The sequence below is a fragment of the Neorhizobium sp. SHOUNA12A genome (assembly GCF_023006505.1).
Taxonomy (GTDB): Bacteria; Pseudomonadota; Alphaproteobacteria; order Rhizobiales; family Rhizobiaceae; genus Neorhizobium.
Window position 1 is genome coordinate 162,339 of the sequence record NZ_JALBGV010000002.1, and the last position, 19,531, is coordinate 181,869.

Annotated in this window: 17 protein-coding genes and 1 pseudogene; 6 read left to right on the forward strand and 12 right to left on the reverse strand. The window is 60.0% G+C overall.

The window, feature by feature from the left end; genetic code table 11:
• The first annotated feature begins 22 nt into the window (after positions 1–22).
• Positions 23–646, forward strand: coding sequence for an alpha/beta hydrolase (locus MOV63_RS01670; RefSeq protein ID WP_247031236.1), 624 nt, complete (start codon positions 23–25; stop codon positions 644–646).
• On the opposite strand, the gene MOV63_RS01675 is transcribed toward MOV63_RS01670, so the two are convergent.
• From MOV63_RS01675 to MOV63_RS01710, 8 genes are all read right to left on the reverse strand, one after another.
• On the reverse strand, positions 643–2,079 hold the full coding sequence (locus MOV63_RS01675) for a DUF6880 family protein (protein WP_247031237.1): 1,437 nt from the start codon (positions 2,077–2,079) through the stop codon (positions 643–645). The genes MOV63_RS01670 and MOV63_RS01675 overlap by 4 nt on opposite strands.
• 150 nt (positions 2,080–2,229) lie before the next feature.
• Positions 2,230–4,089 (reverse strand): DUF2264 domain-containing protein, encoded by a 1,860-nt coding sequence (locus tag MOV63_RS01680; RefSeq protein WP_247031238.1) that lies wholly within the window; start codon positions 4,087–4,089, stop codon positions 2,230–2,232.
• Between the two features lie 62 nt (positions 4,090–4,151).
• Positions 4,152–5,432: a sugar ABC transporter substrate-binding protein gene (locus tag MOV63_RS01685; RefSeq protein ID WP_247031239.1), complete on the reverse strand. Its 1,281-nt coding sequence runs from the start codon at positions 5,430–5,432 to the stop codon at positions 4,152–4,154.
• A gap of 31 nt (positions 5,433–5,463) precedes the next feature.
• Positions 5,464–6,195, reverse strand: a complete 732-nt coding sequence (locus MOV63_RS01690) for a DUF624 domain-containing protein (RefSeq protein WP_247031240.1) — start codon at positions 6,193–6,195, stop codon at positions 5,464–5,466.
• A 20-nt stretch (positions 6,196–6,215) separates the two neighbouring features.
• Positions 6,216–7,325: an ABC transporter ATP-binding protein gene (locus MOV63_RS01695; RefSeq protein ID WP_247031241.1), complete on the reverse strand. Its 1,110-nt coding sequence runs from the start codon at positions 7,323–7,325 to the stop codon at positions 6,216–6,218.
• Positions 7,326–7,334: 9 nt separating this feature from the next.
• On the reverse strand, positions 7,335–8,507 hold the full coding sequence (locus MOV63_RS01700; RefSeq protein WP_247031242.1) for a glycoside hydrolase family 88 protein: 1,173 nt from the start codon (positions 8,505–8,507) through the stop codon (positions 7,335–7,337).
• Between the two features lie 4 nt (positions 8,508–8,511).
• Positions 8,512–9,348, reverse strand: a complete 837-nt coding sequence (locus tag MOV63_RS01705; RefSeq protein ID WP_040125532.1) for a carbohydrate ABC transporter permease — start codon at positions 9,346–9,348, stop codon at positions 8,512–8,514.
• Positions 9,349–9,351: 3 nt separating this feature from the next.
• The gene (locus tag MOV63_RS01710; protein WP_247031243.1) at positions 9,352–10,350 is read right to left on the reverse strand and encodes a carbohydrate ABC transporter permease; all 999 of its coding nucleotides are present in this window, start codon (positions 10,348–10,350) and stop codon (positions 9,352–9,354) included.
• 172 nt (positions 10,351–10,522) lie between these two features.
• Between MOV63_RS01710 and MOV63_RS01715 the strand changes: the two genes are divergently transcribed.
• Both MOV63_RS01715 and MOV63_RS01720 read left to right on the forward strand, forming a co-directional pair.
• A complete protein-coding gene (locus tag MOV63_RS01715; protein ID WP_247031244.1) occupies positions 10,523–12,304 on the forward strand; it encodes a heparinase II/III family protein in 1,782 nt (593 codons plus the stop codon).
• An 11-nt stretch (positions 12,305–12,315) separates the two neighbouring features.
• Entirely contained in the window at positions 12,316–13,113 is a 798-nt protein-coding gene (locus tag MOV63_RS01720; protein ID WP_247031245.1) for a discoidin domain-containing protein, read from the forward strand.
• A gap of 391 nt (positions 13,114–13,504) precedes the next feature.
• Here the strand turns inward: MOV63_RS01720 and MOV63_RS01725 are convergent, their stop codons facing one another.
• Positions 13,505–13,744, reverse strand: coding sequence for a helix-turn-helix domain-containing protein (locus MOV63_RS01725; protein WP_080719386.1), 240 nt, complete (start codon positions 13,742–13,744; stop codon positions 13,505–13,507).
• A 421-nt stretch (positions 13,745–14,165) separates the two neighbouring features.
• Here MOV63_RS01725 and MOV63_RS01730 point away from each other — a divergent pair, with 421 nt between their 5' ends.
• On the forward strand, positions 14,166–14,660 hold the full coding sequence (locus MOV63_RS01730; protein ID WP_157885342.1) for a hypothetical protein: 495 nt from the start codon (positions 14,166–14,168) through the stop codon (positions 14,658–14,660).
• Between the two features lie 268 nt (positions 14,661–14,928).
• On the opposite strand, the gene MOV63_RS01735 is transcribed toward MOV63_RS01730, so the two are convergent.
• Together MOV63_RS01735 and MOV63_RS01740 are read right to left on the reverse strand one after the other, a co-directional pair.
• A complete protein-coding gene (locus MOV63_RS01735; RefSeq protein WP_173426782.1) occupies positions 14,929–15,066 on the reverse strand; it encodes a hypothetical protein in 138 nt (45 codons plus the stop codon).
• A 24-nt stretch (positions 15,067–15,090) separates the two neighbouring features.
• Positions 15,091–15,222: pseudogene (locus MOV63_RS01740) on the reverse strand (integrase); the annotation flags it as partial.
• A gap of 225 nt (positions 15,223–15,447) precedes the next feature.
• On the opposite strand from MOV63_RS01740, the gene MOV63_RS01745 reads away from it, so the two are divergent.
• The gene (locus tag MOV63_RS01745; RefSeq protein ID WP_040125528.1) at positions 15,448–16,503 is read left to right on the forward strand and encodes a Fic family protein; all 1,056 of its coding nucleotides are present in this window, start codon (positions 15,448–15,450) and stop codon (positions 16,501–16,503) included.
• Between the two features lie 340 nt (positions 16,504–16,843).
• On the opposite strand, the gene MOV63_RS01750 is transcribed toward MOV63_RS01745, so the two are convergent.
• On the reverse strand, positions 16,844–17,581 hold the full coding sequence (locus MOV63_RS01750) for a FadR/GntR family transcriptional regulator (RefSeq protein WP_080719407.1): 738 nt from the start codon (positions 17,579–17,581) through the stop codon (positions 16,844–16,846).
• A 252-nt stretch (positions 17,582–17,833) separates the two neighbouring features.
• On the opposite strand from MOV63_RS01750, the gene MOV63_RS01755 reads away from it, so the two are divergent.
• Complete coding sequence (locus tag MOV63_RS01755) at positions 17,834–19,519, forward strand: acyltransferase (RefSeq protein WP_405029289.1); 1,686 nt, start codon at positions 17,834–17,836, stop codon at positions 19,517–19,519.
• The last annotated feature ends 12 nt before the right edge of the window (positions 19,520–19,531 follow it).

The following is a 19,531-nucleotide window of genomic DNA, read 5'->3' on the forward strand; positions in this document are numbered from 1 at the left end:
GCAATAAGTCCTGGAGGTTTACATGTTCCCGACCCTGATCCTGCCCGGTCTCAACGGCTCGCCCGAAGGACACTGGCAGCGCCATTGGGCAACGAAGCACTCCAGCGCCTCGATCGTCGAGCAGCAGGATTGGAACTGTCCCGTCATCGAGGATTGGCAGGCGGAGCTGGACAGGGCGCTTTCGGTGGTGGAAGGCGCCTTCCTCGTTGCGCATAGCCTCGGATGCCTGCTGGCGGCGAGCTATGCCGGACGCGGCAATGCGGAGAAGATACGCGGTGCCTTACTTGTCGCACCGTGCTCCCTGGAAGTGACTTTGCGGCGTCATCCCTGCATGATCGAGTTCGGGCATGAACCGCTTGCCCGGCTTCCCTTTCCAAGCCTCGTCATAGGCAGTCTGAACGATCCCTATATGAGCATGCCGGATCTCGAACGCCATGTCCGTGGCTGGGGCAGCGATCTGACAACGATCGGGTTTGCGGGACACATCAACATCGCAAGCGGTTTCGGGCGCTGGCCCGAGGCGTATTCCTTTTTCAACAGATTGAAAGGAGGAAGATCGGATGCCCACTCAAAGGGAACCAGCGCGGCGCATACCGATCGGGCCACGGTCAACGCCGTCGATGGCGGCCGCCTGCCGGTGACTTAGGTTATCAAACTCCAGAAGCCGTGCTTTTTACCGTGCCGGTCCTTCAGTCCCGCGACATACGCGTGATGAGATTCGACGCTGCCGAAATCGTCGACATGCGGGGCAAGCGATGCGCATGCCATAAGATGCTGCGCTGCATAGCGGTTGCGGCTCGACCGTGCTCTATCGAGCGTGAAGTCGATCATCGAACGCAGGACGATCGTTGCAGCAAGTGGGTGTTTCTGCGCCAGAGCGTCCGCTGCCGCCGTCATCAGCTCATAGAGATCGCCATCGAGTTCCGCCTTGCGCTTCAACACGAGCCTGGCCGCCTCGCCAACCGCTGGCCAGCGCAGGAAAAAAGTAAGGGCTCGATGGACCTCCGGAAAAGCCTGGGCATAGGCGAACGCCTTTTCTTCGGCCTCCATGTCGTCGAAGTCCGGCAGCCGGCGGATAAACGCGCGCAAGTGTACGTCGTTCAGCGAGTGCTCAAACCACTTCCATCGATCCGCCTGGGCTTCGTCCGCGCGTCCCAGGGCTTCGAGCACCTCGCTGCGGGCAAGCTGCCATTCGATCGGAGTGTCGGCATGGCCTCGTTCATCGATGGCGTCCAGCGTTTCGAGCGCTTCGGCGGCTCGTCCCGCGGAAAGCAGCCGGCGGGCGATGTCCGTTGCCACCAAGGGCGACCTGCGGGTCTTTTCCGGCTGCTGGGCGATATATGCATCCACGTCGCCCTGGGCATCGGCGATTTCCTGCAAGGCGATCCGTACCAGCAGTTCCTGGTGATTGCCGTAGACCTGGTCTTCGTAGATCGGCCCATTGCTGCTCCAGCCGATGACGCGGCGATCGCTCTCGGCGATCTTGTCCTCAGGCTCCTTTGACCACTGCCCCAACAGAACCTTGAGTCGTTCAAGACCGTCTCCGCCAAGCGCAGGCGCCATAGCCGCAATCAGCGGATCATACTGGCCATAGCCGTTGTTCAGCACCGCTGCGAAGATCTTGTCGGCAAGGGCGTCCTTCTCGACGCCTGAAGACTTCGCGATCGCGCCGGCATCTGCGCACGCGTCGTGGAAGCACTCGATGATCGAGCCGCTGCCGTCGTCGGATCTCTCGAACACAGGATCGGCAAGCGCCAGGAATTGCCAGATAAGCTCCAAGGCCTCCTTCGGATCGTCGCGGGCAACGACATCGACGATCGTCTTGCGCTGCGTTTCCAGGTCCGTCTTGAGCCCCTTCACCTTGCGCCAGTTTATGAAGGTTCGGGAACGGCCGATGCTTGCGAGCCGCTTGCGCACTTCGCGCGCGACCTCGGCGCTGCTGTGATTGCCGGCAAGCTCCATGCGAAGCCGTCGCTTGTTTGCCGCGCTGCCGGTGCTGATTTCGATCAGCAATTCGGCCAGGCGCGGCGCGCCGAGTGCTTCCAGGTTCTTCGCGTTGAGTGTGGTCTTGGCTGCCATCGATTTCCGCTGTCGTTTGTACCCAACACTAGCCTCGCGGTCGATTGGTGCAAGACGGCTTGGCGTGGCCGGCAGATTTTTAGACACCTGAGAAAAAGCATGCGGCTGTTTAGCTCAGATGCAGGGATCACAGCACCGTGGCTTACCCGGTTACTTGCCGCCGGCGAGGTCGAAGGCGGGGACCACGTCTCCTTTCGCACGGAACAGCCGCTCCAGTTCCGCCACATCCGGGCAGGCCGGGACGGACTGCAGAAAGGCCGGGTCCATCTCGGCATTGGGGAGCGCGATGACCGCTGCGGCAAGCAGCGTCGTCCCCGCCTCGATCTGGCCACGGAGCTGGGGAAGAAGCGTCTTTGCGTGAATGAGATTGGTATTGGCGATCGGGCTCATGGCATGGCCGTCCCGCCTGAAGGCAGGTGAGAGGTCGATGATTGCACTTGTGTCGGTCTGACCATACCACGCCGCCAGGCCTTCGCCTCGGCTGGCGATATCGGCCTGGAAATCCGCCTGTTCAATGGCAAAGCCGCCCTCCGTCGTTTGCAGGGCACGGGGCGTGACAATGCGGTGGATGCGGAGATGCCAGGGATTGGCCGGCGCCAGCCAGGTCTCCACTGTGACGTCGCTCCAGGGCTTCCAGCGGGAGTAGAGCCTGTCGCCGGCGATCAGCGCCTGCTCGAGCGTCTCGCGCATGCGGAAATGCGTGCCGTCGTCGGAGAGGCCCAGCATGCCGTCAAGACTTGCCGCCGCGAAATGCCGGTCGTTGGCCTCGATGTTGAAGGCGTAGCGGGTGGAATAGACGAACTTCGAATATTTCTCGTGGGCGCCGCGCATCTTGTCGTGCTGCTGACCGGAGGCGAGGACGACGACGTTGCCGGGCGTATGCATGGCGACCATGCCGGGTTCCTTGAGCGGAACCGGGTCCGCAAAGGAGGGTGCTGGCGCTTCTTGCGCCACCCAGAACGGATGGTCGGCGGGGAGAGCCAGCGGCAGGAAGAATTTCAGGGCCCAGTAGGGCGAGCCGGCAGAATTGTAGCTCTCGCTCATCAGGAGATTGGGATAACCGTAGCCGATCGACAGCACCCCGTCCCGGTCGGCGATCGGAAGTTTCGACCACCAGCGGATATGGCGCATGTAGTAGCCCTTGATCTCAGCCCAGGGCAGGGCCTCGACGCCGGCAAATGCCAATGCGCCCCAGAAGCCGCCGGCGGCAAACCGGTATGTCTGGCTGCGCCCGAAGGCGAGCGCGGCGCCGTCGGGGCCGAACCAGTGGCGGATATCCTGTGCAAATAGGCGGGCACGTTCGCGATAGGCATCACCCCGCGCAGTATCGGCCTTCGCGAGCACCGAATAGATCAGCGCATAAAAATGCAGGGCGAAGGGGATATAGTGATCGACGCGCTTGACCGGCCCGTCGCGATACCAGCCTTCGCCCAACCGGAAGGCCTCGGTCTCGTCGAGATATTTCTCCGTCATGGATCGGTCGAAGCTTATGCCGACGCGTGTCAGGCCGAGATCGATAAGAACCCGGAAGAATTTCCAATTGTTGTCGATGAATTCCTTGTCGCGGGCCGACAGGAGATAGGCTGCGACGGTTTTCTTCTCTGCTTCGCCAAGCGGATCCCAGATGTGTTCGGGAACCATGGCAAGCGCAAAACCCACTGCCGCCAGTTCCACCTGACGCTGGTCGCGATCGGAAATGTCGCCCCAATATTCCGGATGAGAGGGATCGGTGCCGTTTGCGAGGCCGCGGCGGTAGAGGTCCCAATGCGGGAAATCATGGCCTCCGGCTGCGAGCGGTACGATTCCCCAGAGCGGTCGGGCAAAACCTTCAAGGTCGGCCGCGGCACGGTCGAAATGCGCCCCGGTCGCGCTCAGGCGGACCCGCGCGCCGCCTTCGGAAAAATAGGGGAGAAGCGGTCTGAACAGATCAAGCACCGCTCTGCCGAGATCGTCTCGGGAAAGAAGAGGGTTTCCCCAAAGGGGATTGGCTCGGACTGGGTCGTAGATCACGGGCAAACCATTTTTTATCGAAAGAGAGACCCGCGGAGGACTGGCCTCCGCGGGTCGGGCTGTTACTTGATCGCCTTCACGCCGTCGGTCATTTCCTTCAGGCCGTCGTCGATGGAGATGTTGTCGGTCATGATCGAGTCATGCGCGCGGTTGAGAACAACCTCGATCTTCGCGGCATTCGGATTGACGGCCATCTCCAGGAAGGACTTGCCGGACTGCAGTGCGTCCTTGCTCGCCTGATCCTGGGGGAAGCCGGGCAGGGATGCGATCTTGGCGGTGACTTCCGGCGTACGGACGGTCGGGATCGTGCCGGTGCCGGCGATGATGGCCGCACCTTCCGGGCCAGTGACGAACTTGATGAAGTCGAGCACCTCGGCCTTGTGAGCGGAGTTGGTGTTGACCGCAAGACCGGAAATCTGCGCTGCGGTTGTGCCTGCTGCAACGCCATCCGGATGCGGGAACTTCACGATCCCCCAGTTCTTGCTCTTGGATTCGCCGGAAGCGACCTTGGCGATCTGGGTGCCGACGAACCAGGTACCCATCGGCAGCATGCCGATCGTGCCGTTGAAGAACAGCGCCGAATAGTGGGTATTGGAGGTCTTCAGCGACGCATAGGACGGAACGACGCCGGCCTTCTGCAGAGCAAGCGCGCGCTCATACCACGGCTTCAGGAAGGCGTAATCCGGCCCCGCCAGCGTCTTTTTGCCGTCGAGGATGCCCGGAAGCTGGACCGTGGAGCGCCATGTATGGAAGAGTGCCCCGTAGGTCTTGTTCGCGCCCATGCCGCCGGCGAGTTTTGTGGCGATCTGGTCGAACTGCGCCCAGGTCATGTCGTTGGTCGGGTAGGTAACCCCGGCCTTGTCGAAAATGTCCTTGTTGTAATAGACGACCCAGAAATCCGAGCGGAACGGCAGGGCATAGATCTTGCCGTCGATCTTGAGTTCGTCGACAAGGCCGCCGAACGACGCGGGGTCGATCTTCTGTTCCGTCATGAAGCCCGAGAGGTCCGAGATCGAGCCGGCGCGAACGAGGTTCGTGTAGTTCGGAACGTCCTTGACGGTGACGATGTCGATATCCTTGGAGCCGCCCGCGAGCTGCGTGGCGATCATCTGCTGGTAGTCCTGCGAACCGAGGTCCACGGACTCGAACTTGACGTTCGGATTCTTGGCCTGGTATGCGGCGATCAGCGGCTTGTAATAAGCCACCTTGTCCCAATCCCACAGCGCCCATTTGAGCGTCACGGCATTGGCCGACTGTGCGTATGCCGATCCTGCGATCGACGTCGCCATGGCGAGACCCGCCATCGCGAACCTCACCGATCTCCCGAATTTCCCCAAATACATTTCCGTTCTCCTTCCCTGAAGTGTCTCTGGATTAGATATGTTTAGCGTCACCAGCATGCGGTTCGCGATGCGCCTGTATTGCCATTGGCAGGGCTAGAACCATGACCGCTGCCCGATGGACGCCGAATGTGACGGCGAACATTCCGAGTGAAAAGTTGAGGGTGGCCGGCATGAACACGGACACCGGATAAAAGACGATATGCGCGAGCCAGAGCGCGGCCACGAATGCGAGCGCGCCGAGCGCCGGCAGCGGACGGACGACCGATGCGATGGCTGCCAACCGCAGCAGCACTGGCGCCGAAAGATCGCGCATCACCATCAGCACGACGAGGTGGCAGGCCACCACGACGATGAAAACCGTTGCGATCAGCGCGATCGTCAGCGGCAGGGCCAGGACGAGATTGTCTTTGGCGGCCGCCGCATAGGTGATTAGCGAATAGACGCCGAGTCCGATGGCAAGGGTGAAGGCCAGCCCCCAGGCAGTCGCGCGCCAGAAATATCGGAAAAACGCTTCGACGAAATCCCGCAGGAGATAGGCGTTGCGGTCTTCGACGAAGGCGACCGAAACGCGGGCGGTCGCAGCGATTGCAGCGGGAATGGTGACGACGAAGAGTGCGGCCAGAATGAACAGGATGTTCAATTTGACCATCTCCCACCATTCGCGCGCGACCGTATCGGCGAAAAGGGCAAGACCGGTCTTCTTCGGCGCATTCTTCGGAATGCCCGGTCCTTCCTTCGTCCACATGTCGCGCAGCCATTGCATGGCCGTTTCCTCCCGCTCGTCTAATAAAGGATCGAGCGCTCCGTTTCCTTGTCGAACAACTGCATATTGGTCGTGTCGACGACCAGCTTGACCTCGTCGCCGATCGCGCCCTTGAACCGTGGCGACACGCGCGCGATCAAGCTGCGCCCGCCGGCGACGATATTGAGATGGATTTCCGAACCCATCGGTTCGGCGAGTTCCATGACGGCGCTGAAGGGCGCCAGGTTTTCCGGCGCGATATCGGCCGGCGGCAATTCGTGAAAATTCTCGGGCCGGATGCCGACGATCAGCTCGCGGCCTTCGTAGGGTGCGATACGGTTTTTGTCGAAATGGGCCGGCAATGGCAGTTCCCGCCCGTCGAACGCGGCGAAATATCTGTCGCCGCGCCGCTCGATCACGGATGGCATCATGTTCATCTGCGGTGCCCCGATGAAGCCGGCGACGAACATGTTGACCGGACGATCATAGAGGTTCTGCGGCGTGTCGACCTGCTGGATATGCCCGTCCTTCATCACTACGATGCGATCCGCCATGGTCATCGCCTCGATCTGGTCGTGGGTGACGTAGATGAAGGTGGCATGCAGACGCTTGTGCAGCTTGGTGATCTCGGCGCGCATGGTGCCGCGAAGCTTGGCGTCGAGATTGGAGAGCGGTTCGTCCAGAAGGAAGACTGCCGGATTGCGCACCATGGCACGGCCGAGCGCGACGCGCTGGCGCTGGCCGCCGGACAGAGCCTTCGGCTTGCGGTTGAGAAGGTGCGTGATGTCGAGGATTTTTGCGGCGTCCTGAACCTGGCTGTCGATGAAATCCCGGGACACTTTCCGAAGCTGCAGGCCGAAAGCCATGTTCTTGTAGACGGTCATATGCGGATAAAGCGCATAGTTCTGGAAGACCATGGCGATGTCGCGGTCCTTCGACGGCACATCGTTCATCAGGTCGCCGCCGATCTGGAGCTCGCCGCTGGAGATTTCCTCCAGCCCGGCGATCATCCGCAGCGTCGTCGATTTGCCGCAACCCGAAGGGCCGACGAGAATGATGAATTCCTTGTCGGCGATCTCCAGATCGATGTCATGGACGACAGTGAGGGCGCCGTAGGACTTGTTCAGTTTTTTCAGTGAAATGCTGGCCATCGGATTCTCTCACCAATAGGAAGACCAGGCGCGCGACAGGCGCGTCAGGGCTTCCATGTAATAATAGTCGCCCCAGGAGACGCACTCGTCGACGCCTTCGCCGCGGCAGGTGTTGTAGGGCGATTTTTTCGAATAGGTTCCGTTGAGGACAAGGCCGTTGGACATGGCCGGATCCTTGACCGCGTAGTGCTCGGAAAGACTTTTCATCATGCGCCGGGCAAGCTCGCGGTAATGCGCGGCGACATCGGCCTCGACAAGGTCGGCCATTTCGAGCAGTCCGCAGGCGACGATCGAGGCCGACGAACTATCGCGCGGCTCGCCATCTCCGTCGGAGAACACCAGGTCCCAGTAAGGCACCAAGTCGGCCGGCAGCTTTTTCAGATAGAAATCGAGAAGCCGGTCGAACGTGTCACGATACTCGTCGATCGGTTCGTAGCGATAGGAAAGCGCCATTCCGGCAATGCCCCAGGCCTGCCCGCGCGCCCAGAAGCTGTCGTCCTTGTAGCCCTGTTTCGTCGCGCCACGCACGGGCGCACCGGTAACCGGATCCATGTAGAACGTATGATAGGTGGAATTGTCCGGCCTGACCGAATTTGCCAGCGTCGTGCGGGCATGGATGAGCGCGATGTCGCGGTATTTCGCATCACCCGTCTCGCGGCTTGCCCAATAGAGCAACGGCAGGTTCAGCAGGCAGTCGATGATATATCTGTATTCGTCCGCGACACCCTTGCGGCCCCAGGCCTGGATGAACTGGCCGATCGGCTGGAAGCGCTCGATAAGCTGGTCCGCGGCCAGGATGGCGGCCTTGCGCCCGTCCTCATCGCCCACCAGCTTCCACGCCGCGATGCAGGAGGGCGAATAGAGAAAGCCCATGTCGTGGTGGTCGGTCTCGATGCGGTTCTCGATCCGGCGCAGGAAGCTCTGCACCTGGATCTGCGCCGCATGCTGAAAAACCTTGTCGCCGGTGTGCTCGAACGCCAGCCAGATTTCTCCCGGCCAGAAACCTGCGGTCCATTGGGTGTTCTCGACGGCGGGATAGAAATTGCCGACGCTGGAATGGTTCTGGCACGCGTAGGTGAAGGCCGGCAGATTGCGCCGGATCTGGGCGACGGCAAGATCGAGCGCCGCCTTGACCTCGGCATCGGTGATCGGTTGGGGAGCGGTCGGCGTTACGGCATTCATGGCATTAACCCTTGAGGCCCGACGAAGCGACGCCTTCGACGAAGAAGCGCTGCAGCGACAGGAAGACGATCAAAACGGGAATGAGGGCGACGACCGATGCCGCCATGATCAGCCCGTATTCGGCGGAATATTGCGAGATGAACATACGCAGGCCGATCTGGATCGTCTTCAGCTCCGTCTTGGTCAGGTAGATCATCGGACCGAGGAAGTCGTTCCAGGTGGTGACGAAGGTGAAGATGGTCAGCGTCGAAAGTGCAGGCTTCGACAGCGGCAGCATGATGCGCGCCCAGATCTGATATTCGTTCATGCCGTCGATGCGCGCGGCTTCGCAAAGCTCCGTCGGGATCGACATGTAGAACTGCCGCATGAGGAATACACCGAAGGCGGTGAAGGCCTGCAGGCAGATCAGCGCCAGATGGGTGTTGTTCAAGCCGAATTCGCGCATCAGCAGGAACTGCGGCACCATGTAGACCTGCCAGGGCATGGCAATGGTCGCGATATAGCCAAGGAAAAGCGTGTTCTTGTAGGGGAAATCGAGCTTGGCAAAGGCATAGGCCGCAAAACTCGACGTCAGCAGCTGAAGCAGGGTGACGATGATCGTCAGCTTCGATGTGTTGTAGATGAACAGCCCGAGCGGGATCTTCGTCCAGATGTCCACGTAGTTCTGCCACTGCGGTTGCGACGGAATCCACTCGATCGGGAATACGAAGACGTCGCGGCTGAGCTTCAGCGAAGCTGACAGCATCCAGGCGAAAGGCATCAGCATCACGGCGGTGATGACGATGACCGTCGCATAGACTGCAATGCTCTTGGCGGTGACCTTGCGACCGGCAATCTTCACGGATCAATCCTCCCTCTGTCGGCGGAACTGGACGACCGTGACCGCCAGTACGAGAAAGAAAAGAACGAGCGCAATCATGCTGGAGTAACCGAGGTCCCAGGAAATGAAGGCTTCGTTGTAGATGTGATAAACGAGGACCAGCGTCGAGGTGCCGGGCCCGCCCTGGGTGATCATGTAGATCTGATCGAAGACCTTGAACGACTGGATGGTCAGCATGACCGTGACGAAGAAAGTCGTCGGCCCGAGCTGCGGCACGGTGACATAGAGAAATTTCTGCCACGAACTGGCGCCATCGAGATCGGCCGCCTCGTAGAGTTCAGAATTGATGCCCTGCAGCCCGGCGAGATAGATGACCATGTAATAACCCATGCTCTTCCAGACGCCGAATAGGATGACCGTCACCATCGCCCAATGCCGGTCGGCTGCCCAGCCCGGCATGTCCTTGGGGTCCAGGCCGAGCGTGTAGAGGATCATGTTCACCGGCCCCATTTCGGGGTTGAAGATCATGTTCCAGACCACGGCGACAGCCACCAGCGAAGCGACGTACGGAAAGAACATCGCCGTGCGGAAAAAGTCGCGCCCGAAGATCTTCTGGTTCAGCAGGATTGCCAGGCCAAGCGCACAGGCGAGCGTCGCGGGGACCGACACGACCGTGTAGATAATCGTGTTCCAGAATGCGGCAATGAAGACCTTGTCCTCGAACAGCCGCCAGAAGTTGTCGAGGCCGGCGAAGGTGATCGCATTGGAGCCGTCCCAATGCATGAACGCCAGCACGAAGGCGAACAGGATCGGCCCGAGCGTGAAGACGGCAAAGCCGAGGAAATTCGGGGCGATGAAGGAGTAGGCGACCAACGCGCTCTGTATCTTGCGCCGGCGGCGCGACAACACCTTGGTCGACGGCCGGGACGCGGCCGGCGCATCACCTGCGGCGATGGTCGAATTCGATATGGACACTTTATCCCTCCTCGAACCAGGATGCTCCGATCGATGCCCAAGGGCCATCCACGACCGCCCATTGTCTTACGAGCGTGCCGCCTCCCTACCGAGGGGATAGCACATCTCTCACATTGGTCAAACAAATTTATGGATAAATCATATGAATTCTGTAGTCATCTTAAAATACGTATGATAGGTGGCGAATGAGGTCGTTTATCGGTCGCATGGAGGAAGGTTGATGTTCAGCGAGATCGCCGGGTCGTTGCCGCCGGTTTTGGCGGACTTCATGCCCGGCGCGCCGATCGGCGACCGGGCCGCTTGGGATGCCGTTTCGGATGATATGCGTTCCGCAGTCATCCGGGATGCAGAGGCGGCGCTTGGCCGGCCGTGGTCGGTCATCAAAGCTTCTGACTATCGCGAATATTCGCTGAACGGCAACCGCTCGCGCTTTGAAGCGCTGTATTTTTCGCGGCGACGGATGTTGAACGACCTGGTTCTCGCCGAGCTGCTCGAGGGCACGGGGCGTTTCATCGATGCGATCATCGACGGTGTCTTTTTGATCTGTGAGGAAAGCGGCTGGCAGCTACCGGCTCACAACGCGTACGAACGAGGCGGGCAGCGGTTTGCATTGCCGGATGCGGAGCAGCCGGTCATCGATCTGTTTGCGGCGGAGACGGGTGCCCTGCTGGCGACCGTGGCAGCTCTGATGAAAGATCGGCTCGACGAGGTCAGCCCGCAGATCGTCGCCCGGATCGAGCGGGAAATCCGGGTGCGCATATTGTCGCCCTATCTCGATCGGCATCTCTGGTGGATGGGCAACGGCACTGAACGAATGAACAACTGGACGGCGTGGATAACGCAGAACGTCCTGCTTTCGACCTTTGCCCTGAAGACGGAACAGGACCTGCGGCGGCAGATCGTCGGAAAGGCGCTTTCCAGCCTGGACGCCTTCATCAAGGATTACGCGGAGGACGGGGCCTGCGAGGAGGGAGTGGTCTATTATCGGCATGCGGCGCTCTGCATGGCCGGGGCGATGGCCATTCTCGACACGGTGGCGCCGGCTTCGATGACGCCGCTCTGGAAGGCTCCAAAAATCCGCAATATGGCGGAATATATCGTCAACATGCATGTGGCCGGCCGCCGGTATTTCAATTTCGCCGATTCCGCCGCCATCATAGAACCCTGCACGGCGCGAGAATATCTCTTCGGCAGGGCCGTTGGGTCTGATGTCTTGGCGGCATTTGCCGCGCGCGACCGGCTGTCATCGGAGCATAAACATCTGCCGGAGGAGTGGAACCTCTGGTACCGGGTGCAGGAACTGCTGACAGCACCGGCAGTCGGCGGAAAACCGAAGCCGGCAGGCGATGTGTTCTATCCGGGAATTGGCCTGTTCGTTGCCCGCGACGACCACTTTGCGCTCGCCGTCAAAGGCGGCAACAACGGCGAAAGCCATAACCACAACGATGTCGGCAGCCTGACGGTCTATAAGGACGGCAAGCCGTTCCTGATCGACGTTGGCGTCGAAACCTACACGGCAAAAACGTTCTCTTCCGAGCGGTATGACATCTGGACCATGCAGTCCGGCTTCCACAACCTGCCGACCTTCGGTGGTGTGGGCCAGGCCGCCGGCGCGGATTTTTCGGCGCGGAATGTCCAGGCCGAGTTCGCCGAAAAAGAGGCGCGGATATCGCTGGACATAACGTCCGCCTATCCGGTCGAGGCCCGCGTACAATCCTACCGGCGAACCGTCACGCTTCGGCGCGGGCAGGAGATCGAGGTCGTGGATATCCACGAGGGCGGCCTGCCGGCGGTGCTTTCTCTGATGACCTGCGTCGAGCCGTTCATCGGCCGCGCCGTTCATTTCGACGGTCTCGGCCGCATTGACCTTGAAGGAGCCGGCGAGATCGAGGTCGATGCAATCGATATCGACGATGCCCGCCTGCGTCTCTCCTGGCCCCCAAGAATTTATCGACTGCGCATCCCCTTTTCCGGGACCTGCCTGAAACTGCGGATCGTCTGAGGAGGACGAGCATGGAACTGACACTGAAAGTCGTGGATGTGGCGGGCGAGGTTCGCGCCAGGGCAACGGGCACGGACGAGGCGTATCTCGTTTATCGCGATAGCTACAATGAAGGCGATCAGGTTGTCGTCGAAGCGTCCGCGCCGGGGTATCTCGTGCTCGCCCTCGACGACGCGATGACGCCCGCGATCGTCTATATGAAGGGGCCGACCTATGCGCTCGCGGTCCCCTTCGGTTCCAAGCGCGTTCCCTATCCTCCGCGGGCCTTCGACGGCAAGATTCATAGATTATGCGTGCGCAAGGCGCGGCCGGACGAAATCGGGGCACGTCGGAACCTGGCGTTCAATCCATGGGATGATCACGCCAACGCCTCTATCTTTCCGCACGCCAAGGCGAATGTGGAGACGCGCGGGGAGGCGGTCTTTGCCGCGCGCAACGCCATAGACGGCGAAAAGGCGAACGACGATCATGGCTTCTGGCCCTACACGAGCTGGGGGATCAATCGCGATCCCGAGGCGACGCTGACGCTCGATTTCGGCCGGCCGGTGAAAATCGACGAAATCGTCCTCTACCTGCGAGCGGACTTTCCGCACGACGCCTGGTGGGAAAAAGTAAGCGTCACCTTTTCCAACGCCGAGACCGCATGTTTCTCGCTGGTCAAGACGGGGGCGGCTCAGTGTTTCCCGGTAAGGGAGCAGACCGTGGAATGGATCAGACTGCACAGCCTGATCAAGGCCGACGACCCGTCGCCCTTTCCGGCGCTGACCCAGATCGAAGTCTGGGGACGCGAGGCGGATTATGTGAATTAGCGGCGAAGGTTGCTCCCTATGATCGGTCGCGTAAAGCCTTGATCTACGGAGATGAAATGCAGATCAGGTGGCTGACGATCGGTGCCGATGATGGCCCCGCCCTGGTTGCGAGTAAAGTCAGGCGCAGGCGAGCATCGGATCGATGCACATGAGAGAAAGTGCGCTCCCCTCCCCTGGACGTCCATCGGCGTTGCAGCGTGAGGAGGCCGGCGTGCAAGTGAGAAGGCCGCGTTGGATGCCGGAGCATCCGCCCCACTCGGTCCACGATAATTTCGGGAGGCAGGCGGAATGGCCTCTGCTTCTTTGCCAAACGGTCTCGCCACAGCCCTCATCTAGCCGGAACCAATATCCCGACTGGAGCTGGTGTCCTCTTTGAGACGGTGATGCCCGCTTATTTCTCTGTTCCCGCTGGCTTTGAAAATCGTACGCCAGCACCTCCACCGTTTTCGGCGATGAACTCGAGGCCCGCATCCTGGAAGACAGATCGAAGCGCGTCAATTGTCGATTGTTTGAGTTCCGCGCCGGTTTCGAAGCGAACGACGGTGTTAGTGGAGACACCGGCTAATTTTGCTAGGTCAGCAATAGCTAATCCAAGGGCTGCACGAGCCATCCTGCATTGAACCGGCAGCATTAAAATCGCCTATTTTAGGCGAATATTGTTGATCCGCCACGATTACACGATATAGTTGGGGCCTGCATTGATGCAGTCGGCCAAAGGAAATGCGGTAACATCCCCTCTGGCCTGACCACAATCTAGCTGTTTGGAGCTTGGATCATGGCTGATTCTGAGAATAGCAGAACTTTGTCTGCAATCACCCGCCGAAAATCACCTGCGCCGTACCCGGGGGCGATGCTCACGGACGTCGTTTTGATCGGAGGCGGTTCCAATGGCCTCCTCCGGGAATAAGGATGTCTCCCCCGAGACCATGCGCAGAAACTTTCTGTCCCGTGCTGCGGCTTCGATCGCAGCCGCGCCCGCCCCGGCAGGTGCGGTGGTGGGGACGGAGAGATCGGAGCAAGGCGATCCGGTGGTATCACTTTGGAGAGATTGGATGGTTGCCCATAGGCTCTGCGGAGAAGCCTGCCGCCGGCAGCAAAAGCTTGAAACGGAGTTAATTCGAGAATTCGGTAGTTTCCCCCGCGCCAAAGTCCCACTCTCCGAAGACTGTGGTTTCATATGGGCCTATTCCGGTCGGGAGATCGACCGTCTTTTGCCGAACACTGATCAGGATGAAATGCGGCGGCAAGCAAGGGCCGCGTTGGCGGCAAGCCGGAGCGAATGGAAGAAGGCGGACAGGCGGGTCGGATATACCCGGGCGAAAAAAGCAGAGGAGGAAATCGCAGATGTCGAGGAGGCTTTGGCAAAGGAATTGTGGAGTGCGGTGCCTCAATCTGTCGCCGGCGTCGCGGTGAGGCTGCATTCACTCCTGGAAACGGAGGATCCACGCTCTGCCCTAGAGGAAGCGCCGTGGCCGGAACTGCGGATGATCCTTGCCGATCTTGTGCGGGTTTGTGCAGGTCCGCCTGCGATGCAAGTAAAAGAATAAATAAGAGGGGGAAGATGACCCGGACCGGTTTCAGGCCTTAGAGGCGAGCCGCTCGTCGTCTGGTCGGGCCTCTGGCGCGTCAGTGATGAGCGAGGCACCAACACATCCCTGAGGGGCGGACGAAAGCCGACTGGCGCAGGGCGATCTCAGATGCTCGGCGCTCCTTCGATTCCAGACGCCTTCGAGCTTGAGCTTGGCGAAGGCGGATGATTTGCGGGAGCCGTTCGGCCCACCGAGGATAATGCACGACAGTTCCGGCATGAAGCGATTACTGCCTCATGGAAGCATGCGCCGGTTCTTCGTATTTCTGTTCCGCCCGATCCTTGGCCTCGGTTTCGAGATCCTTGGCAGAGATCGGCAGACCGAGGAGACGGCTCTCGGCAAGAGCTTCCCGACCGATCTGCATCAGGACTTCGTAGCGTCACCAGCATCCCTTGTCGAGGATGTTGATCCAGCCACGGCCGTCTTCGGTTAGGTCGCGGCCGCAGTCGAGCTCGACGATCTCCGAACGGCGTAGGCCGCCGGCAAAGCCGATCAGCAGCATGGCCCGGTCACGTAAGCCGCCCCATCACGTGCACCAAAGCTCATCGATCCACCGAAAGCCATCGCTATCGTCAGCATGGTCGGCGCCATTCCGGACCTGTTGTCATAGGCCACCGCATCGATGACCGCGAAGACCGATCTTTTCCAGCAATTGGTTCAAAGCCGGCTTATTGGATGGAAATGGATGGATTAATGGATGCCGTTGTGCCATACCCTTTGTGGATGGAAATGGATGGACTAATGGATGCCGGCGCTCGATCTATTCAAACTGCGCATCACGCCCGAAATCCTGTCGCTGATCGCCGAGATTGACGAGTTCAAAGGCGCCTGGCGAGCGTTGGGACGGATCGCGCCCGACCGACTGTCCAGCCTGCGCCGGGTTGCAACGATCGAGAGCATCGGATCGTCAACCCGTATCGAGGGAGCAAAACTGAACGACCGCGAGGTCGAGAGGCTACTCTCGAATCTGCGCATCGGCTTTTTCACCAGCCGTGACGAACAGGAAGTCGCAGGCTATGCCGAGGTGACGGAAACTATCTTTTCCGCTTTCGAAGAGATCTCCCTGAACGAAAACCATATCCGCCAACTCCATCGGGACCTGCTCATTCACTCGACCAAGGATGAGCGGCATCGGGGAAGTTGGAAGACGCTCTCCAACAATGTCGAAGCGTTCGACGAAGACGGCCATAGCCTTGGCATCGTCTTTACGACGGCATCGCCTTTCGATACGCCGGGCCGGATGGCCGACCTGATGGCCTGGCAACAGGCTCAGGAGAAGGATGGTACGTTTCATCCGTTGCTCATCGTGGCGGTTTTTGTCGTCGTTTTTCTGGAGATCCATCCATTTCAGGACGGCAATGGCCGGCTCTCGCGCGCCTTGACCACCTTGCTCCTGCTTCGGGCCGGTTATTCCTATGTGCCCTATAGCTCCCTCGAAAGCGTCATCGAGCAAAACAAGGAAGCGTATTATCTTGCTCTGCGACGGACACAGGGCACGATCCAAACCGATGAGCAGGATTGGAATCCGTGGGTCGAGTTCTTCCTGCGAAGCCTGCAGCGGCAGAAACAGCAGCTGGAGCGCAAGATCGAACGCGAGCGCATCCTTCTTGGTGATCTGCCGGAGCTGTCCATCGCAATTCTCGAATTGGCCCGCGAGCGTGGAAGAGTGACCGTGATGGACGCGGCCAAGGCCACAGGTGCAAGCAGAAATACCGTCAAGGATCATCTGCGCGCATTAAACGAGCAGGGACATCTAACCCTTCATGGAGCGGGCCGCGGTACCTGGTACGGCCTGAGCTGACCAAGAAAATGAATGGCGGACCGCCAGTGAGCTGAAATTGGCGTTAACGGGACCCCGGGGTGCGGTCCGATCGTCCCCCGGCCTTCGCTACTGCCATCGAGGCTGTGAATCAGCGTCGATGGTTGACCCCTATGATCGGTCCCGTAGAGCCTTGATCTACTGAGATGAAATGCAGATCGGGTGTGGTCACGATCGTCGCCGATGATGTCTCCGCCCTCGTTGCGAGTTTGCAAGTGAAGTCAGGCGCTTGCCGCATTTTCAAACGGTCAACCTTCGGTGCTGTTCACAGCGGATTGGGCCCCGAAAGCCGGGTCGGCCATGCGGCTGGCCTACTGGAGCATCAGCTTGAAAACGCTTTGAAATCCCTCAGTACATCCCGATAGCGGATCTGGCTTCCTCTCAGGTGGTCTCGCATGGCATTGCGCGCCGCCTCCTCGTTGCGATCCGAGATCGCCACGACGATCGCTTCATGTTCCGTATGGATCATGCGGCGGTAGGCGGTCTGTTCACCGGACCGTTCGCCGGGCGTCGCCCGCGATTGCGGAATGGCCGCAGTGCCGTGAAATTCCAGATGTTGCCGGAATAGCGGGTTGTTCGTGGCGTCGGCGATGGCAAAATGCAGCGCAAAATCCGCCTCACGGATCGATTCGTTCTGCTCGATGCATTGCAGAATATGCCGATGACAATCGAAAATTGCTTCTTCCTGCGCCGGAGACCGGCGCATCGCCGCCAGCCCGGCAGCTTCGATCTCCAGCGGAGCCCGCACCTCGAGCACCTCCAGGTCGGACGATACGCGCGCCCGGTCGATTTTTCGGCCGGAAGGGGCGGGGGCCTCCTGGCTGAGCACGTAAATTCCGGCGCCCTGCCTCACTTCGACAAGCCCGTCCGATCTGAGAGCCGCGACCGCTTCCCGGACCACCGTACGGCTTACGCCGTGGGTTTCCGTCAGTTCGACTTCGCTTGGGAGTTTGTCGCCGGGCGAATATTGACCGCTGGCAATTGCGGTCCGAAGACTTTCCCCGACCCGTGACACCAGCGACCCCGGTCCCTTGTTCCGATCCTTGATCTGGGTTGTCACGCTCAATCCCCGCTGCAACGACGCGACGCGTCTGCGCCGTATTCATCACACGTGTATGACAAATTCAGGCTCATATCAATGCGGGAGTGAATTCCATTTGTCTTTAGAGACATCGATCAGCGCCGAGGGAGGTCGAAAACAAAAGCTGGACGCTTAAATTCGTCTGCTATATTTCGTCAATATGGCGAATGTCAAAAATTGGTATGATGACATCGATCCACCGAATTCCGACCTGTCGGCATTTTTTCGAGCATGGAAACCGGCGTGCAAACGAGTGACGAGATGCGGACACATCAAGACGTTTCCGAATCCGAGATGGATCGGGAAGCCAGGCTGCAATTCCTCCCCTGGGAGCGCAGGCCTGCGGATATCCAAGGCGATCCTCAAAAGAGGCTGAAGGAAAAACTGGCGCGGTCCGCCGGGGCGCAGATCGCAGACAGCGCTTACATCGCAAGCGACGCCCGCATTTTCACATCATCGCTGATCCTCGGCGATCGTTCCTGGATTGCGGGGCACGCGCTCGTGCGTGGAGACGTGGAAATCGGCTCCAATTGTTCGGTCAACCCATACGCATGCATCTCCGGAAAGGTCCGGTGCGGAAACGGCGTGCGTATTGCGTCGCTGGTGTCGATCGTCGGCTTCAATCACGGCTTCGACAATCCGAACGTACCGATCAACGATCAGCCTCACGAGACACTCGGGATTACGATCGGCGATGATGTGTGGATCGGTGCCAATGCGGTCATCCTTGACGGCGTGACGATCGGGAGGGGTGCCGTTATCGCCGCCGGGGCCGTTGTAACCAAGGACATTCCAGATCTGGCGATCGCGGCGGGGGTGCCGGCCAAAGTCGTGCGCCGTCGTGGGGAAACGACAGCCGCTGGAAAATCGCGTCGTGCGGAGGTGAAGCAGGCGCTGCTGCGGATCAGCAAGGTGGCGGAAGCTGAGTGGCGGGATGTGCGGGAACAGCATCTGACACCGGACGGCTATCTGTCGATGGACGCCGACGGCATCGCGCGCATGAGCGTCAGGCATGAATGCGATGCGATCGAGATCGCCGCCGCTTTTGGAGAACAGCCTTCGGGGAATGAGGCGAAGGCGATCATCGCTCGTCTGCAGGCGTTACAGGACCCAGCGACCGGCTTTTTCCCCGATCCGTTTCGGTCCCCTGGTCCTGCGAAGAACATCCGCGATGATTCTCCTTCTCTCTATAACGTGCTGGCGGTCGGTTATGCGCTGGAGATACTCGGCGCCCATCCGTCTCACCCGATCTCCGGCGTCGAAATGGATGCCGTTGCGCTATGCGACTGGCTGGAAGCCTTGCCCTGGAGCACCCGCGCATGGTGGTGCGGCGACCGGGTGGACGCTATCGCCACTGCGCTCTATTTCAACGCGCGGTATTTCAGGAGCGGCAGGGGTAAGGAAATCCTCTTTGGCTGGCTGACGACCCGTGCGGATCGTTCGACCGGGTTATGGGGAAAACCGACCGCGGAACAAGGGCTGCTGCAACCGGTCAACGGCTTTTATCGCCTCACCCGTGGAGCCCATGCCCAGTTCGGCATTCCTGTTCCTTTTCCCGAAGCCGCGATCAACTCCGTTATTTTGCATTACCGAAACAATGGTGGTTTTTCCGGCCCAACCTATACGGCCTGCAATCTGCTCGACACGGTCCATCCGCTTTGGCTGTGCCTCAAACAAACGGATTTCATGCGCAGCCACGCGGAAACCGTGGCCGAGGACATTATCCTGCATTCGCCGGACCGGTGGCAGCCGAAACGAGGTTTTGCCTTCGCCGACGGTCAGGCAGGAAGCTTGCAGGGTACCGAGATGTGGCTTTCGGCGCTGCACCTTGCTGCGGACCTGTTGGGCATTGCCGAGCAATTCGCTTTCGTTCCAAAGGGGGTGCATCGGACGCGGCCGGCGGGAATGGGGCTGTAGCCATCTGAAGCG

Excerpts from the sequence above, each read along its gene's own strand:
- MOV63_RS01720 (WP_247031245.1), top strand. The coding sequence starts at position 12,316 with ATGGAACTGACACTGAAAGTCGTGGATGTGGCGGGCGAGGTTCGCGCC.
- MOV63_RS01695 (WP_247031241.1), bottom strand. The coding sequence starts at position 7,325 with ATGGCCAGCATTTCACTGAAAAAACTGAACAAGTCCTACGGCGCCCTC.
- MOV63_RS01685 (WP_247031239.1), bottom strand. The coding sequence starts at position 5,432 with ATGTATTTGGGGAAATTCGGGAGATCGGTGAGGTTCGCGATGGCGGGT.
- MOV63_RS01690 (WP_247031240.1), bottom strand. The coding sequence starts at position 6,195 with ATGCAATGGCTGCGCGACATGTGGACGAAGGAAGGACCGGGCATTCCG.
- MOV63_RS01670 (WP_247031236.1), top strand. The coding sequence starts at position 23 with ATGTTCCCGACCCTGATCCTGCCCGGTCTCAACGGCTCGCCCGAAGGA.
- MOV63_RS01710 (WP_247031243.1), bottom strand. The coding sequence starts at position 10,350 with ATGGCCCTTGGGCATCGATCGGAGCATCCTGGTTCGAGGAGGGATAAA.
- MOV63_RS01715 (WP_247031244.1), top strand. The coding sequence starts at position 10,523 with ATGTTCAGCGAGATCGCCGGGTCGTTGCCGCCGGTTTTGGCGGACTTC.
- MOV63_RS01700 (WP_247031242.1), bottom strand. The coding sequence starts at position 8,507 with ATGAATGCCGTAACGCCGACCGCTCCCCAACCGATCACCGATGCCGAG.
- MOV63_RS01675 (WP_247031237.1), bottom strand. The coding sequence starts at position 2,079 with ATGGCAGCCAAGACCACACTCAACGCGAAGAACCTGGAAGCACTCGGC.
- MOV63_RS01730 (WP_157885342.1), top strand. The coding sequence starts at position 14,166 with ATGGTTGCCCATAGGCTCTGCGGAGAAGCCTGCCGCCGGCAGCAAAAG.
- MOV63_RS01735 (WP_173426782.1), bottom strand. The coding sequence starts at position 15,066 with ATGCAGATCGGTCGGGAAGCTCTTGCCGAGAGCCGTCTCCTCGGTCTG.
- MOV63_RS01725 (WP_080719386.1), bottom strand. The coding sequence starts at position 13,744 with ATGCTGCCGGTTCAATGCAGGATGGCTCGTGCAGCCCTTGGATTAGCT.
- MOV63_RS01755 (WP_405029289.1), top strand. The coding sequence starts at position 17,834 with ATGGAAACCGGCGTGCAAACGAGTGACGAGATGCGGACACATCAAGAC.
- MOV63_RS01745 (WP_040125528.1), top strand. The coding sequence starts at position 15,448 with ATGCCGGCGCTCGATCTATTCAAACTGCGCATCACGCCCGAAATCCTG.